At 49.9% G+C, this 14523-nt stretch carries 14 protein-coding genes, 1 pseudogene and 1 riboswitch; of the genes and pseudogenes, 8 read left to right on the top strand and 7 right to left on the bottom strand.

From position 1 onward, the window contains the following. Positions 1-730: 730 nt before the first annotated feature. The 3 genes and pseudogenes from AC07UY_RS21390 to AC07UY_RS21380 form a co-directional block, all read right to left on the bottom strand. Positions 731-1447: a YebC/PmpR family DNA-binding transcriptional regulator gene (locus tag AC07UY_RS21390; RefSeq protein WP_494661248.1), complete on the bottom strand. Its 717-nt coding sequence runs from the start codon at positions 1445-1447 to the stop codon at positions 731-733. Between the two features lie 308 nt (positions 1448-1755). Continuing rightward, positions 1756-1836: pseudogene (locus AC07UY_RS21385) on the bottom strand (hypothetical protein); the annotation flags it as partial. A 149-nt stretch (positions 1837-1985) separates the two neighbouring features. Then, complete coding sequence (locus tag AC07UY_RS21380) at positions 1986-2867, bottom strand: LysR substrate-binding domain-containing protein (protein ID WP_494661249.1); 882 nt, start codon at positions 2865-2867, stop codon at positions 1986-1988. 155 nt (positions 2868-3022) lie between these two features. Here AC07UY_RS21380 and AC07UY_RS21375 point away from each other — a divergent pair, with 155 nt between their 5' ends. From AC07UY_RS21375 to yegS, 4 genes are all read left to right on the top strand, one after another. Continuing rightward, positions 3023-3583, top strand: a complete 561-nt coding sequence (locus AC07UY_RS21375; protein WP_494661250.1) for a sugar ABC transporter — start codon at positions 3023-3025, stop codon at positions 3581-3583. Beyond that, a complete protein-coding gene (locus tag AC07UY_RS21370; RefSeq protein ID WP_494661251.1) occupies positions 3576-3902 on the top strand; it encodes a hypothetical protein in 327 nt (108 codons plus the stop codon). Before AC07UY_RS21375 ends, AC07UY_RS21370 begins: the two co-directional genes overlap by 8 nt. A 13-nt stretch (positions 3903-3915) precedes the next feature. After that, entirely contained in the window at positions 3916-4758 is an 843-nt protein-coding gene (locus AC07UY_RS21365) for an MBL fold metallo-hydrolase (RefSeq protein WP_494701895.1), read from the top strand. A gap of 342 nt (positions 4759-5100) precedes the next feature. Then, on the top strand, positions 5101-6000 hold the full coding sequence (gene yegS, locus AC07UY_RS21360) for a lipid kinase YegS (RefSeq protein ID WP_494701896.1): 900 nt from the start codon (positions 5101-5103) through the stop codon (positions 5998-6000). A 48-nt stretch (positions 6001-6048) separates the two neighbouring features. Here the strand turns inward: yegS and fbaB are convergent, their stop codons facing one another. Beyond that, the gene (gene fbaB, locus AC07UY_RS21355; protein ID WP_494701897.1) at positions 6049-7101 is read right to left on the bottom strand and encodes a class I fructose-bisphosphate aldolase; all 1053 of its coding nucleotides are present in this window, start codon (positions 7099-7101) and stop codon (positions 6049-6051) included. A gap of 252 nt (positions 7102-7353) precedes the next feature. Between fbaB and AC07UY_RS21350 the strand changes: the two genes are divergently transcribed. From AC07UY_RS21350 to AC07UY_RS21340, 3 genes are read left to right on the top strand one after another with little or no spacing between them, the layout of a single operon-like run. Next, positions 7354-8631, top strand: coding sequence for a nucleoside permease (locus AC07UY_RS21350; RefSeq protein WP_494701898.1), 1278 nt, complete (start codon positions 7354-7356; stop codon positions 8629-8631). Further along, the gene (locus AC07UY_RS21345) at positions 8628-9632 is read left to right on the top strand and encodes an ADP-ribosylglycohydrolase family protein (RefSeq protein WP_494701899.1); all 1005 of its coding nucleotides are present in this window, start codon (positions 8628-8630) and stop codon (positions 9630-9632) included. Before AC07UY_RS21350 ends, AC07UY_RS21345 begins: the two co-directional genes overlap by 4 nt. Next, positions 9629-10594 (top strand): PfkB family carbohydrate kinase, encoded by a 966-nt coding sequence (locus AC07UY_RS21340; RefSeq protein WP_494701900.1) that lies wholly within the window; start codon positions 9629-9631, stop codon positions 10592-10594. The genes AC07UY_RS21345 and AC07UY_RS21340 overlap by 4 nt, the downstream gene beginning before the upstream one ends. Here the strand turns inward: AC07UY_RS21340 and AC07UY_RS21335 are convergent. Genes AC07UY_RS21335 through thiM form a run of 3 tightly spaced genes read right to left on the bottom strand, consistent with a single transcriptional unit; the run spans position 10568 to position 12944 of the window. Next, complete coding sequence (locus AC07UY_RS21335; protein ID WP_494701901.1) at positions 10568-11314, bottom strand: GntR family transcriptional regulator; 747 nt, start codon at positions 11312-11314, stop codon at positions 10568-10570. The genes AC07UY_RS21340 and AC07UY_RS21335 overlap by 27 nt on opposite strands. A 44-nt stretch (positions 11315-11358) precedes the next feature. Then, the gene (gene thiD / locus AC07UY_RS21330; RefSeq protein ID WP_494701902.1) at positions 11359-12159 is read right to left on the bottom strand and encodes a bifunctional hydroxymethylpyrimidine kinase/phosphomethylpyrimidine kinase; all 801 of its coding nucleotides are present in this window, start codon (positions 12157-12159) and stop codon (positions 11359-11361) included. After that, positions 12156-12944: a hydroxyethylthiazole kinase gene (thiM, locus tag AC07UY_RS21325; protein ID WP_494701903.1), complete on the bottom strand. Its 789-nt coding sequence runs from the start codon at positions 12942-12944 to the stop codon at positions 12156-12158. The genes thiD and thiM overlap by 4 nt, the downstream gene beginning before the upstream one ends. 33 nt (positions 12945-12977) lie before the next feature. Continuing rightward, positions 12978-13075, bottom strand: a riboswitch (TPP riboswitch). Positions 13076-13763: 688 nt separating this feature from the next. On the opposite strand from thiM, the gene AC07UY_RS21320 reads away from it, so the two are divergent. After that, positions 13764-14450, top strand: coding sequence for a hypothetical protein (locus AC07UY_RS21320; protein ID WP_494701904.1), 687 nt, complete (start codon positions 13764-13766; stop codon positions 14448-14450). The last annotated feature ends 73 nt before the right edge of the window (positions 14451-14523 follow it).

Below are 14523 nucleotides of genomic sequence, written 5' to 3'. Positions count from 1 at the left end.
CCGGAGGAATATCGACAACACCATTATTTGGCTGGGATCTCAAAAAATGCATGGAACTAAAACGGGTCTATTTACAGAATCACCTCCCCAGGAAGTGAGTTTTGAACTCGTCGATATTTAGCTTTAGTAACTCCTTCATGATTGTCTCCTACCGTTGAATATCCCTACTAATTATGGCGGATTTCACAAATCCTGATGGTTTGAAGGATATTTAATGAGGAGTTTGTTGACTGTGGTCGTAAACAGAATCAGCGCCGGAGCACTCATCTGTCTGAGGTTGCTCTGCTTGAAGAAATCAGAGGTGTGTTCGGCTATGGGATACAACACACTGGGGCAACGCTATCGTGGAGAGGATTAAGTATTGCTGAAATAACGTGATTTGACACTTACCATGGCGGTCGACCTCCGTCAGAGCAAAGTACGCTGAAGCCTGACGCAGAATATCAATAAATTTTCAATTGAAAAATCTGGATTTCGGTAAGACATTGAAATCATATAAGCCGTCGCATATAAAAATTAAATCGTGTTTTGAAAAACTGAACTTGCAGGTGCTCCTTTGCCGTCTATCATCAGATAGTTAAGGCCAGAAATTTCAATTAATGTAATTTCTTCTTGGAGATAGTGGTTTTTATCTATTTTTTATAATCAATATATCTGGCCAGATATGTTTTTTATAACAAATTTATAAGTTAAAAAATCTGCCACAATGACAGATTTCTTTAATTTATAATTAGAGATTTGCAACGTTATGATATACTTTTTGAACGTCATCGTCATCTTCAAGGGCATCAACAAGCCCTTCAAAGATTTCTAAATCTTCTGGTGAAAGTTCAATTTCTGATTGAGCAATCATTTCTAATTCTGTTGTTGAAAATTCAGTAATCCCAGCAGCTTTTAGCGCTGCAATTCCTTTATGAAGGTCTGTAGATTCAGTATAGATAATGATGTTCCCTTCTTCTTCGGTTACATCACGAACCTCAACTTCAGCATCAAGCAAAATTTCAAAAATATGGTCAGGGTCTGTTCCTTTAAATACAATCACTCCAGTATTGTCAAACATATAGCTGACAGCACCTGCCGCACCGATATTCCCGCCTTTTTTATTGAAAATTGAGCGGATATTAGCAATTGTACGGTTAACATTTGAAGTCAATGTTTCAGCGATGATCATTGAACCATTTGGTCCAAAGCCTTCATAACGGCCTGGCACGAACGTTTCATCTCCGCCACCCTTGGCTTTATCAATTGCTTTATCAATAACGTGTTTTGGAACTTGTGCTTGTTTCGCACGTTCAATAACGAATTTTAAAGATGAGTTTAATTCTGGATCTGGTTCACCTTGTTTAGCAGCAGCATAGATTTCTACACCGAACTTTGCATATACGTTAGACGTTGCACCGTCTTTAGCCGTTTTTTTAGCAACAATATTGGCCCATTTACGTCCCACTGGAATAGTCTCCTAAAAAATTTATTTACATTACTGGCAGGTTAATAACCTGCGTGTTTTTCTGTCACATTATATCATGATATGTAAATTCTCGTCTATGAGAAATAAAAAAGACAAATTTACGAGATGTTACTTTAATTTCATCAATAGTTAACATTGTTGATAAATTATTTCCAAAATTTCTTCTGGTTCTTTTTTTTCATTCTCAATATTGAACCACAGCAATAATACATAAGACAAGAGAAACAAAAGTGATAATTCAGACAAAAATGCCGACTATTAACGTTGCCGCTACACTGCTTACAGGGCTCTACGGCCATCGTGCGCAGCGCCTTATTGATGGTATTTTCGCTCATCGGCTTACGTGGGTCGTGGTCACCAGGAAACAGTTTCCGCTATCGGGCAGGATCGTCTACCGGAGCGGGGTCAGTCCAACGTTGAGGTGATTCAGTCCATCGCAGGTTGATCTGCTGATAATACACAGTTAGCTATGCACAGTATCTAAACGGCAGCTATGAGCGAGGAACGGACATTAACGTCAACTGATTTCCGTCAGGAGCCAGCGTTCAAAATCCTGCAGTGCAGGTTCATTTATTCCAGTTTCCTGTGGTTTTACCAAACAGAATTTTTTGCTCAGGTGCTCTGATTCTGGCCAGGGCGCGACAAGTATTCCGCTACGCAGCTCTTTGTCAACATACATGCGCGGAACCATTGCCACGCCTTGTCCCGCCAGTGCGGCCGCTATCGCCATTTCATGAAGGTCATACCGGACACCCTGAGCCGGATTATCAAGGACTATCCCGCTTTCCTGGGCATAGTTATGCCATGCTTCCGGGTTCTGCCGCCGGTGAATGCGGGGCAGTTCGTTCAACTGCTCATTGACGTTCTTTTTCGTTAGCAGTGCAGGATGGCACACAGGAAGCAGTTTTTCCTGAAAGAGAAAATGCATGCGCATGCCCGCCCATGCAGGATGCTCAAAATGAACGACGGCGTCAAAGCCACTCCCGGTGAGAATGAAAGGGTCTGTTCTGGCCGCTATATTTAATGTTATTCCCGGGTACATCGCTCTAAAGCCGTTCAGGCGGGGAATAAGCCATCGACTGGAGAACGTTGGCAGGACGGCAATATCCAGACTTTTACTACCCTCAGGCATTCCCATTATGTATTGGGTGTCCCTGTCGAGCCGTTCGAGCGTTTCGCGTACGTGATGTGCATAGCGAGCCCCGACAGGATTAAGCTTTACGCGGCTTCCCGCCCGGTCAAAAAGTTTGCAGTTCAGCAAAGACTCAAGGCGTGCGATCTGTCGGCTGATGGCTCCTTCCGTCAGCGATAACTCCTCTGCTGCCCGGGCAAAATTACCGTGTCTGGCGGCGGCATCAAAAGCCTGCAGGGAAGTACTACTCGGAATTTTTCTGCGCATAATAACTGTCCCTTGATTTGTGCATACGATGACCTTTCAGTGACGTAATATCACTGATTGATGAAGTAATATCGTTTTATAGCCGAAAATACAGCATGTAGCATGATGAAAAATCATTGAGCAGATTCAATATTTATTCATGCAGAGGTAAGTCGATGTTGTATATCGTGGAATGCACTTATAACGATCCCAAAAGCGAGGAAGCCTGGAATAAATTTTACAGCCTGGAAAAACTTCCCGCATTGGTCTCTGTCAGCGGATTCAGCACGTCCCAGCGTTTCCGGGCCCGACAGCCAGGCTGTCCTGTTTATCTCGCCATTCATACCGTTAACGATGCGGACGTTATCATCAGTGACGAGTACCGGCTAAAAGGCGGCGGTAATTTCTCCCACTGGCAGACGCATATTACTGACTGGCACCGTAATCTGTATGAATGCGAATGCCTGGCTCCGGCCGTATCCTCAGAGGAAATACTGCTGCTCAGCTCTCATCCGATCAGTTTTATAGAGACCGAACTGGGTTACAGGCCGCTGGAAATGCAGGCGTCAGGGCTGGATAATTTCCCGGAGCGGCGAGTGGCATACGTTCTTGCATGGGAAACTGCTGCACAGTTAGCAGGCACAGTACCCGACGCATATCTCTACGAACCTCTTACAACACAATTGCAAAACTCTGTGAAGGCTCATCAGGGAGGAAAACCGAAAAATCATGCCTAACCTTACTTTTTATATTTCGGCTGATCATTCCGACAGGTTCACTGAACAGCCAAATTTCACCCGTCACTGCAGTAAGCTGTGCAGTGATATTCTCGGTGCAGAACCGGAAAAGGTTCACATCATATATGTCGATGTAAGACCGGGATGTGGGCATCCGGTCTACGCGGAACTCTTTTATCGTCTGACAAAATGGCGTACGCCGGAAGTGATGGAGAATTTTATGAGTGAACTGGACCTGGCCATTCGACAGACCATGGGGCTGATGGTACGTATTCGCTGTTTTGGCTTTACCGCACCGCAAATACACGCTCGAAACTAACCTTGGGGTATTTATGAACTATCCACCTTTTACCTCCTGTCAGATTGGGAATTTTCTGGTTACTGCCCTGAGTGATGGTAGTATGCCAGCCAGCCTGGATTTACTGTCAGGCATTGAAATAGCTGATGCCAGGTTAATTCAGCAAAGTGCCGGGATCGCTGAACCCGGAAATATTCATATCTACTGTTATCTAATCCGCGGTAGGGGGCGAACCATACTCGTTGATGCCGGTACCGGGGGTCTTAACAACGTGGGAGGTCTGCTCGAAAAAAACCTCAGCGAAGTTGGGGTCTCCCCAGATGATGTGGACACCGTTTTATTGACACACGGCCATCCTGATCATATCGGCGGTCTGCTGGACGCTGAAGGACGACCAGCCTATAAACATGCTGAACTTCATCTTCATCCTCTCGAAGCAGAATACTGGCAGGATGATGAAAAAATGAAAATGGCCAGCGAGCGTAGGCAACGTAATTTCATGCTGGTCCGTCGAACATTAGAAGGTTATGCAGCGAAATTACACTTTATTGGCGGGAGCGAAATAACAGAGGGTATTTTCCCGGTATGGCTACCGGGCCACACGCCAGGTCATACCGGATTTCGTATCAATGCTGGAGATAAAAGTTTATTGATATGGGGAGACATCGTCCATTTCCCACATATTCAGTCAGCGCATCCGGCCGTTTCCATTGAATTTGATTGCAATCCCGCTCAGGCCGAAGGAACACGAAAAAAAATACTGCAACAGGCAGTCAGGGAGAAACTGCTCATTGCAGGAATGCACCTCGACCGAGCTGGATTTGCAAACGTTCTCATGGCTGAGGGTGGATATCGTATTTCTTACTCAGAAGAATGAATGGGTATGCGCAACCTCAACTCAGGTAACAGAACGCTAACAGAGAACTATATTTCTGGTTTGGGGTTGTCGTACGACTGGGCATTAAATAGTAATTGGGTTGACCTGTTCCCTATTGATCAACACGCCTTGGTAATAGCAACGCCCGCTTCTGGCACTTTGCCAACGGTCACGTCACCGCAACATCATCAAAGACAAAAAAACTGCATTTTCCACATGCATTATTTACTGAGAACTGTCCCTAATCCTGGTTAAACACATCAGCATTTCATCCTGTTCTGAACCTCTCTTTCCCGTTCTGCTCTACACTTTCAACATATTAATGAAAAAGGCAGATAACGGATGGCAAAATTCCCCGCCAGCTTACTGATCCTGAATGGTAAAAGTGCAGACAACCCACTTCTACGCGAAGCCATTGCGTTGCTGCGTAACGAAGGCGTAGATATCCATGTTCGCGTCACCTGGGAAAAGGGCGACGCGCAACGTTATGTCGAAGAGGCCCGCCAGTTAGGCGTTGAGACCGTTATCGCGGGGGGCGGTGACGGCACGATCAATGAAGTGTCTACCGCGCTCATCCAGTGTCAGGGAGCAAACATCCCTGCCCTCGGGATTTTGCCTCTGGGCACCGCCAATGATTTCGCCACCAGCGTGGGAATTCCTGATGCGCTGGACAACGCCCTCAAGCTGGCCATCGCCGGTTCTGCGGTGGAAATCGATATGGCGCAGGTCAATGATAAAACCTGTTTTATCAATATGGCGACCGGTGGGTTCGGTACGCGGATCACGACCGAAACGCCGGAAAAACTGAAAGCGGCGCTGGGCGGCGTGTCGTACCTTATTCATGGGTTAATGCGGATGGATACCCTTAAACCAGACCGTTGCGAAATCCGGGGCGAGAACTTTCAGTGGCAAGGCGACGCGCTGGTCATTGGTATTGGAAATGGCCGTCAGGCTGGAGGCGGACAACAGCTCTGCCCGGATGCGCTCATTAATGATGGTCTTTTACAGTTGCGGATCTTCACGGGCGAAGAACTCCTCCCTGCGTTGTTATCGACACTGAAGCAACCCGAGGAAAACCCGAACATCATCGACGGCGCTTCATCGTGGTTTGATATTCAGGCACCGCACGAGATCACCTTTAATCTGGATGGCGAACCGCTCAGCGGTCAACAGTTTCATATTGAGATCCTGCCTGCCGCGCTGCGCTGTCGGTTGCCGCCAGACTGTCCTTTGCTTCGCTGAAGTCATTGAGAACATTCCCCTCCCTCCGCGGGAGAGGAATGAGTGACCTCAGGCAATGGTCACTTTATTATCCAGATAGACATCCTGTACGGCATTGATCAATTTCACGCCGTCCGCCATCGATTTCTTGAAGGCTTTGCGCCCCAGAATCAGGCCCATGCCACCTGCACGTTTATTGATAACCGCAGTACGTACCGCATCACTGAGATCGGTTTCTCCTCCTGCAGCACCGCCGGAGTTAATCAGCCCCGCACGCCCCATGTAGCAATTCGCCAGTTGGTAACGCACTAAATCGATGGGGTTATCGCTGGTCAGCTTGCTGTAGACACGATCGTCGGTATAGCCGAAGTTAACCGCTTTATAGCCGCCGTTGTTTTCTGCCATTTTCTGTTTGACGATGTCCGCACCAATGGTGGCCGCCAGGTGGTTGGCCTGCCCGGTCAGGTCAGCAGACACATGGTAATCCACGCCGTCTTTCTTGAAGGCTGAATTGCGCAGATACGCCCAGAGCACGGTTACCATTCCCAGCTCATGCGCACGCTCAAAGGCAGCTGAAATCTCTTCAATCTGGCGACGCGACTCCTCCGAACCAAAATAGATGGTTGCGCCGACCGCCACCGCGCCCATATTGAATGCCTGCTCAACGCTGGCATACAACGTTTGGTCAAAGGTATTGGGGTAACTCAGCGTCTCGTTGTGGTTGAGTTTCACGAGGAACGGTATGCGGTGCGCATAACGTCGTGAAACCGACGCCAGTACGCCGTAAGTGGAGGCCACACAGTTACAACCCGCCTCGATCGCCAGTTCCACAATGTTCTTCGGATCAAAATAAAGTGGATTCGCCGCAAAGGACGCCCCGGCAGAGTGTTCTACCCCCTGATCGACAGGTAAAATAGAAAGATACCCGGTCCCTGCCAGACGCCCGGTGTTATACAGCGTCTGCATGTTACGCAGGACAGCGGGCGGGCGATTATTATCAACCATCACGCGGTCAACGTAGTCATGTCCGGGCAGATAAAGTTGATCAGAAGGAATGGTCATACAACGATGCTGTAAAAGGCTGTCGGCGTCTTTGCCAAGCAACTGCGCAATATCAGTCATAGCTATGCTCCCGTCATTCCGATTGCGTATCGGAGTGTGTATTATCCTGACCCGCCTTTTTGCGGGCAGCCATAAGCCTGGTATCAGGTGGGCATTTTTTCCAACTTTAAGACACTTTTCAGCGCTATCTGCTGGCACGATTCACGTACAAAAAAGTGTTACAGCGGTCAAATTTGCAGCTCAAAGGTATTTTAAAGGTATTATTTAATGGTAGTGTCTGAGCGTACCTTACCTGTCATGAAGGATTTAAAGATGAAAACTACAGTGAAGCTGTCGTTCATGATGTTTGTTGAATGGTTTATCTGGGGCGCCTGGTTCGTCCCTTTGTGGTTGTGGCTGAGTAAAAGCGGTTTTACTGCCGGTGAAATCGGCTGGTCTTACGCGTGTACCGCCATCGCCGCCATCCTTTCCCCTATCCTCGTCGGCTCGTTAACTGACCGCTTTTTCTCCGCGCAAAAAGTGTTAGCAGTACTGATGCTTGCAGGCGCCGTGTTGATGTATTTCGCCGCGCAGCAAACCACGTTTTCCGGCTTCTTCCCGCTGCTGCTGGCCTACTCGCTCACCTATATGCCGACCATCGCATTAACCAACAGCATTGCGTTTTCCAACGTAGGGGATGTTGAAAGCGACTTTCCGCGCATCCGCGTCATGGGGACGATCGGCTGGATAGCCTCTGGTCTGGCCTGCGGATTCTTACCGCAGATGCTGGGTTACAGCGATATCTCGCCGACCAATATTCCGCTGCTTATCACCGCTGCCAGCTCGGCATTGCTGGGAGTTTTTGCCCTCTTCCTGCCGGATACGCCGCCAAAAAGTACCGGCAAGCTGGATCTCAAAGTGATGCTGGGTCTGGACGCGTTGATCCTGCTGCGTGATAAAAACTTTCTGGTCTTCTTCTTCTGTTCATTCCTGTTTGCCATGCCGCTGGCGTTTTACTACATCTTCGCCAATGGCTATCTGACGGAAGTGGGTATGCAGAATGCGACAGGCTGGATGACGCTTGGGCAGTTCTCTGAAATCTTCTTTATGCTGGCATTGCCTTTCTTTACCAAACGCTTTGGTATTAAAAAGGTTCTGTTGCTTGGTCTTATCACCGCCGCCATTCGCTACGGATTCTTTATTTACGGCGGCGCAGAGGAATACTTCACTTACGCCCTGCTGTTCCTCGGCATTCTGCTTCATGGGGTAAGTTACGACTTCTACTACGTAACGGCCTATATTTATGTCGACAAAAAGGCGCCCGTTCATATGCGTACGGCGGCTCAGGGGCTGATTACGCTCTGTTGCCAGGGGTTTGGCAGCCTGCTGGGCTACCGCCTCGGCGGCATGATGATGGAAAAGATGTTTGCGTATAAAGAACCGGTAAACGGCCTCACCTTCAACTGGGCGGGAATGTGGACATTTGGCGCGGTGATGATCGCGGTGATTGCCGTCCTGTTTATGATTTTCTTTCGCGAATCCGCTAAGGAAATCACCGCGATTAACGTGGACGATCGCGATATTGCACTGACAAAAGGGGAAGTAAAATGAAAGCTGAACGTATTCTCGGCGCTCTTTACGGGCAAGCATTAGGAGATGCGATGGGAATGCCGTCTGAGCTATGGCCAAGAACGCGCGTAAAAGCACATTTTGGCTGGATTGACCGCTTCCTGCCAGGCCCGGAGGAGAACAACGCCGCCTGTTATTTTAATCGTGCGGAGTTTACGGACGATACCTCCATGGCGCTGTGTCTGGCGGATGCCTTGCTCGAATGTGACGGGAAAATTAATCCTGACCTGATCGGACGCAACATTCTGGCGTGGGCGGAACGCTTCGATGCTTTCAACAAAAACGTGCTGGGCCCAACATCCAAAATTGCGCTTAACGCCATTCGTAACGGTAAACCGGTGGCTGAGCTTGAGAACAACGGCGTCACTAACGGTGCTGCGATGCGCGTCTCACCGTTAGGCTGCCTGCTGCCGACCCATTCTCTGGATACCTTTATCGATGAAGTGGCGTTGGCCTCCAGTCCAACGCATAAGTCCGATCTCGCGGTGGCCGGCGCTGTGGTGGTCGCGTGGGCGATTTCTCGTGCGATTGATGGCGAGCCCTGGGCGAGAATTGTCGACTCACTTCCTGCCATCGCCCATCACGCCCAGCAAAAACGCATCACCACCTTTAGCGCTTCGCTCTCGGCCCGCCTGGAACTGGCGTTGAAAATCGTTCGTGAAGCCAACGGCGTTGAATCCGCCAGCGAACAGCTTTACCAGGTCGTCGGGGCGGGCACCAGCACCATTGAATCCGTGCCCTGCGCCATCGCGATGGTGGAACTGGCGCAGACCGACCCGAATCGTTGCGCGATCCTCTGCGCCAACCTCGGCGGCGACACCGACACCATTGGCGCGATGGCGACCGCGATTTGCGGCGCATTAAACGGTATTGGGGCTATCTCCCCGGACCTGAAGCAAGAACTGGATGCGGTTAATCAGCTGGATTTTGCTCGCTACGCCACCGAACTGGTGCGTTTGCGTCAAATGCGGGAGGTATCATGAATGCCGCACACTTGCGAGATCTGTTGCCGACCCTGACCACCCGTCGCCCTGTCACCGTGGTGGGCGCGGCGGTCATTGACGTGATTGCCGATGCCTGGGCTCTGCCCTGGCGCGGCTGCGACATTGAGTTAAAACAACAGGGTGTGCATGTTGGCGGCTGCGCGCTTAATATCGCCGTTGCGTTAAAACGTCTGGGGATTGAAGCCAGCAATGCCCTGCCGCTGGGCCAGGGCGTATGGGCTGATATTATCCGTAACCGAATGGCAAAAGAGGGTTTACAGAGCCTGATCGACAACGCCGAAGGCGATAACGGCTGGTGTCTGGCCCTGGTGGAGCCTGATGGCGAGCGCACCTTTATGTCATTCAGCGGCGTAGAAAACCAGTGGAATAGCGACTGGCTGGCGCAGTTGTCCGTCCCCCGCCAGAGTTTGCTCTATCTCTCCGGTTATCAGCTCGCCGCCCCTTGCGGTGAACGGCTGGTATGCTGGCTGGAAAGTTTAGACGACGTGACGCCTTTTATCGATTTTGGCCCACGCATCGGCGATATTCCTGACGCATTAATGTCACGGATTATGGCGCTGCGTCCTCTGGTGTCTCTCAACCGCCAGGAGGCGGAAATCGCCGCCGAACGTTTTGAACTCAGCACCGAAATGACGGCCTTTGGCGCAGCATGGCTGGCGCGATTTTCAGCACCGTTGGTCGTGCGCCACGATAAAGACGGCGCATGGTACTTCAGTCAGCATGCTGCGGGCTGCGTCCCGGCGTTTCCTGTCGAGGTCGTAGACACGATCGGCGCAGGCGACAGCCATGCCGGAGGTGTGCTGGCCGGACTGTCATCCGGCTGGTCACTGGCAGATGCCGTGCTGCTCGGCAACGCAGTGGCATCCTGGGTGGTTGGGCATCGCGGGGGAGATTGCGCGCCCCTGCGCGAAGAGCTACTCCTCGCACACAAAAACGTATAGATCGCTTCGACAGTAGCTGATGCTGTACTCAATGGGTCGTTGTTGTTGATCAAGCGCCACTTGCTTTATCACCAGCACCGGCACTTTGCTGTCCATCTGAATATGTGACTGAAACTCGGCATCCGGCATACGTGCGCTCACGCGAGAACGCGTACGCTGGGGAAAAATGTGCTGGCTGCGGAAATAGTCATACAGTGAGACGCCAATGGCATCCACATCATGAATAAGATGCACCGGCACCCATGATTCCTCGATGGAAACCGCATCTTCATCCACATAGCGAATGCGTTTTAGCAGGAAGACATCACTTCCACTCGCAATCGCCAGTTGTTGTGCCACCTCGTCCGGGCAGGTGACAACGCGTTTATTGACCCACAGCGTATCGGGCTTTTTACCGCGTAAGACCACCTGCTGAGAAAAACCACGCGCCTCTTTAAGGGAATACTCAAAGATATTGTTGATTTGCGTCCCGTATCCGCGCGCGCGAGTCACCACCCCTTCTTCTTCCAGCGATTGCATCGCTTTACGAACCGTAATTCGCGAAACGCCAGTCAACTGGCTAAGATCACGCTCACCAGGCAAAATATTGCCATGCTCAAGAATTCCGCTACGCACAGCATTCTTGACCGTTTCTGCAAACTTCATGTAGAGCGGCGTATTATCCGCCGCTGAAATTCGTTCGTTCAGTTGCGCAATCAGCCGGGTATGCGATTGTTCCATTTATCTTTTTCCTGGCAGACGAGTCTGTTGCCAGTATACTACCATTACCACCATGCGTGGAAATGATGTACCGGCCCAATCCCCTCGCCCACTTCCAGCGTATCTGCCTGAGCCAGCGCCGCAGAAAGCCAGATTTTTGCCTCCTGCACCGTTTCTGCCCAATTTTGGTGGCGAGGACGAAGCGCCGCCAGCGCCGCCGACAGCGTACAGCCCGTGCCATGCGTGTTTTTGGTGTTCACTCTGGGGGCGGTAAAACGCACCTCGCCTTCGCGCGTAAACAGCCAGTCCGGGCTTTGTGCATCGTCCAGATGTCCTCCTTTCATGAGCACCGCGCCGCAGCCCATCGCCAGCAGCGCGCGACCTTGCTCCAGCATTTCCCGCTCGCTACGCGCATGCTCAGCGTTAAGCAACGCCGCGGCTTCAGGTAAATTTGGCGTAATAATGGATACCTGCGGCAACAAGCGGGTTCGCAGCGTCTCAACGGCGGAAGGTGAAAGCAATGGATCGCCGCTTTTTGCCAGCATGACGGTATCCAGCACCACATTTTTCACCTGATGGCGCTGTAAACGTTCAGCCACCGCCTCAACGATATCGGTTTCCGCCAGCATACCGATCTTGGTGGTATCAATTCGCACATCGTTGAACACAGAATCAAGCTGCGCCGCGACAAAATCAGGTTCAATTCGGTAGACCGACTGAACGCCGCGCGTATTTTGCGCGACCAGCGCGGTAATGACGGAGCAACCATACGCACCGAGGGCCGAGAATGTTTTCAGATCGGCCTGAATTCCCGCACCGCCGCTGGGGTCCGTGCCAGCAATGGTTAAAGCATTTATCCGTTTCATGCGTATTCCTCCGCGTTCAGGTTATAGAGAGCATCAAGAAAAGCAGGAATAAAACTGCCGGGTCCCTGACTGCGATCGGTTGCTATTTGCCCCGCTTGCTTCATCCAGCTACAGGCGGAGGCGACATTGTCCAGCGTATTCCCCGGCAACGCGCAACTTGCCGCCACCACTGCGGATAAAGCACACCCCGTACCCACGACACGCGTCATCAATGGTGAGCCACCGGTGACACAGACGGTGCGTTGACCATCGGTCACGTAATCCACCTCTCCCGTCACCACCACGACACATCCGCACTGACGCGCCAGGGCAAGCGCAGCAGGTAACGCCGAGGCGGCTGTATCGGTAGTATCCACTCCGCGTCCGCCCGCAGACATTCCGGCAAGCGCAAGAATTTCAGACGCATTCCCGCGAATAGCGGCAGGTTGCAGCGCCAACAACGTCAGGCAGAAGCGACGACGGAAATCGAGTCCGCCCACGGCGACAGGGTCAAGCGTCCAGGGGGTATTGGATATGCGCGCCTGCTCCACCGCCGTGCGCATGGCTTCAGCGCGTGCCTGTGTCAGTGTTCCGACATTAATCAGAAGCGCACTCGCGATGGCAGCAAACTGGCCTGCCTCTTCAGGTTCAATCACCATGGCAGGTGAAGCGCCTAACGCCAGCAATGTGTTCGCTGTAAACGTTTGTACGACATCATTCGTCATACAGTGTGTGAGAGGAGAAAGTGTTCGAAATTGGTGCAAGGTACGAGCCGCCAGAGCGCGGCTGTGCAGGTCAGGCTGCATGTTCAGCTCCTGCCCGCGTGAAGAAGATGAGACACGAGCAGTGTCAGACTTCCCTACGCTGGCATTATCCAGATCAGGTGGTACGGGTATTTCTCAGCCTTCATTTAAGAAGGGCACCCCGAGTCGTTAGTAGTACAAATCGCTTGATTATTAACAGAGTAAGGAAAGCAGTTGGCGATTGCAAGCCCTCGCTGGCAGGCTGATATCCAGCCCTGTTTCAGGGTCAGCAAGAAAGCGAAAACGATAAATGACGCCAGTACATATCACGCCCATTTTTACCGTCAATATTTCATCCAAAAAACACCTTGTGGCATTCGTTAAAGCGTAAAGATGACGTTATTGAGCATGTTATCCATGATTAATGCTATGTATACTTTTCACATATCAATATCACTTACTCTACTTTAAACCATCTAATAGAACCATCCTATCTAAAACATTAACACTACGTATCATCAATAAAATTCAAAATAGTGAACCAGAAAAAACAAAATAAAGTATCAGAAATAAATAATAACCCAGGTTACAAACAGTTCATTCTTAGATTAAATATAATTCAACAGCCCTTCCATTTATTCTCTAATCTTCTATTGATCTGGATAACAGCAGATTTTCACCCCCCAAAACTTTAGCTATTCGTGCCATGCGTGATCTACATCAAAGTTTAACCTATCACGTTGCTGGATAGTTTATTCGCGTTACTAAAAAAGGAAATTAGTCACCACTCGGTAAGATATTGTCTGGAAGAGACAAAGGCCGTCTCAACGCTTAAAAATAACAGTAATAACACTTATGTTAATTTCTTGTGGAAATGTTTAAATGAAATTTGTTAAATCTGCAGTTTCTGTCGTTGTTTTTAGCGCCATCGCCATTTCTTCTGCTCATGCTGCCAGCGTTGGTTATATCGGTACGATAGATGGTACAAATACCTTTATCGCTGTTAAAGGGGTTGATGAGTCTGTTAAAACATACGACCTGGATCAGATTCAAAATAATACCAATCGCATTACGTCTGTTGATGCTGATTTAAATAGCACGAAAGATGCAGTCATTGTCGTAAACAAAAAAGTGGATGATGTTCAAACGCAAGCCGATTTACATACTGGCCAAATTGCCTCGAATAATCATCAAATTGGTATTTTATTCAACACCAAAGCGGATCAGAGCACTGTTGATAGTGAAGCGGCGAACCGTTTAAGTGGGGATAAGAATTTGCAAACGCAAATCACCACTAACAAAGCCGACCAGCAGCAAGTGAATCATGCGTTATTGAATCAAAATATCCACGAAGACAACCGCATTAAAGCCCTTGAAGACGCCCCTAAACCAAAAGATGGCAAAGATGGGCGCGATGGAGTCACCACCACGGTGACAAAAGTCGATACCGCGACGCAATCGAAAGTTGCCAGTAATAGCCAGGCTATTACCGCTACCGCTAGACAATCGGCAAATGTCGCGCAAGACCTTCAGGATGCGAAGCAGTTTTTCACTCAACAGCAAGCCTGATCCTACCCACGTAATGTGGACACGGCCCTAAGCGAGGTTCTGGTTTTCAAACTGTTCCGGGCTGAGTCCGCCA

The organism is Citrobacter sp. GW821-FHT02E08 (genome assembly GCF_059421685.1).
This window is presented reverse-complemented; position numbering and strand designations above follow the sequence as displayed.

Excerpts from the sequence above, each read along its gene's own strand:
- fbaB (WP_494701897.1), bottom strand. The coding sequence starts at position 7,101 with ATGACTGATATTGCGCAGTTGCTTGGCAAAGACGCCGACAGCCTTTTA.
- thiM (WP_494701903.1), bottom strand. The coding sequence starts at position 12,944 with ATGCAGCCTGACCTGCACAGCCGCGCTCTGGCGGCTCGTACCTTGCAC.
- AC07UY_RS21345 (WP_494701899.1), top strand. The coding sequence starts at position 8,628 with ATGAAAGCTGAACGTATTCTCGGCGCTCTTTACGGGCAAGCATTAGGA.
- AC07UY_RS21320 (WP_494701904.1), top strand. The coding sequence starts at position 13,764 with ATGAAATTTGTTAAATCTGCAGTTTCTGTCGTTGTTTTTAGCGCCATC.
- AC07UY_RS21365 (WP_494701895.1), top strand. The coding sequence starts at position 3,916 with ATGAACTATCCACCTTTTACCTCCTGTCAGATTGGGAATTTTCTGGTT.
- AC07UY_RS21335 (WP_494701901.1), bottom strand. The coding sequence starts at position 11,314 with ATGGAACAATCGCATACCCGGCTGATTGCGCAACTGAACGAACGAATT.
- yegS (WP_494701896.1), top strand. The coding sequence starts at position 5,101 with ATGGCAAAATTCCCCGCCAGCTTACTGATCCTGAATGGTAAAAGTGCA.
- AC07UY_RS21340 (WP_494701900.1), top strand. The coding sequence starts at position 9,629 with ATGAATGCCGCACACTTGCGAGATCTGTTGCCGACCCTGACCACCCGT.
- AC07UY_RS21375 (WP_494661250.1), top strand. The coding sequence starts at position 3,023 with ATGTTGTATATCGTGGAATGCACTTATAACGATCCCAAAAGCGAGGAA.
- AC07UY_RS21350 (WP_494701898.1), top strand. The coding sequence starts at position 7,354 with ATGAAAACTACAGTGAAGCTGTCGTTCATGATGTTTGTTGAATGGTTT.
- thiD (WP_494701902.1), bottom strand. The coding sequence starts at position 12,159 with ATGAAACGGATAAATGCTTTAACCATTGCTGGCACGGACCCCAGCGGC.
- AC07UY_RS21380 (WP_494661249.1), bottom strand. The coding sequence starts at position 2,867 with ATGCGCAGAAAAATTCCGAGTAGTACTTCCCTGCAGGCTTTTGATGCC.
- AC07UY_RS21370 (WP_494661251.1), top strand. The coding sequence starts at position 3,576 with ATGCCTAACCTTACTTTTTATATTTCGGCTGATCATTCCGACAGGTTC.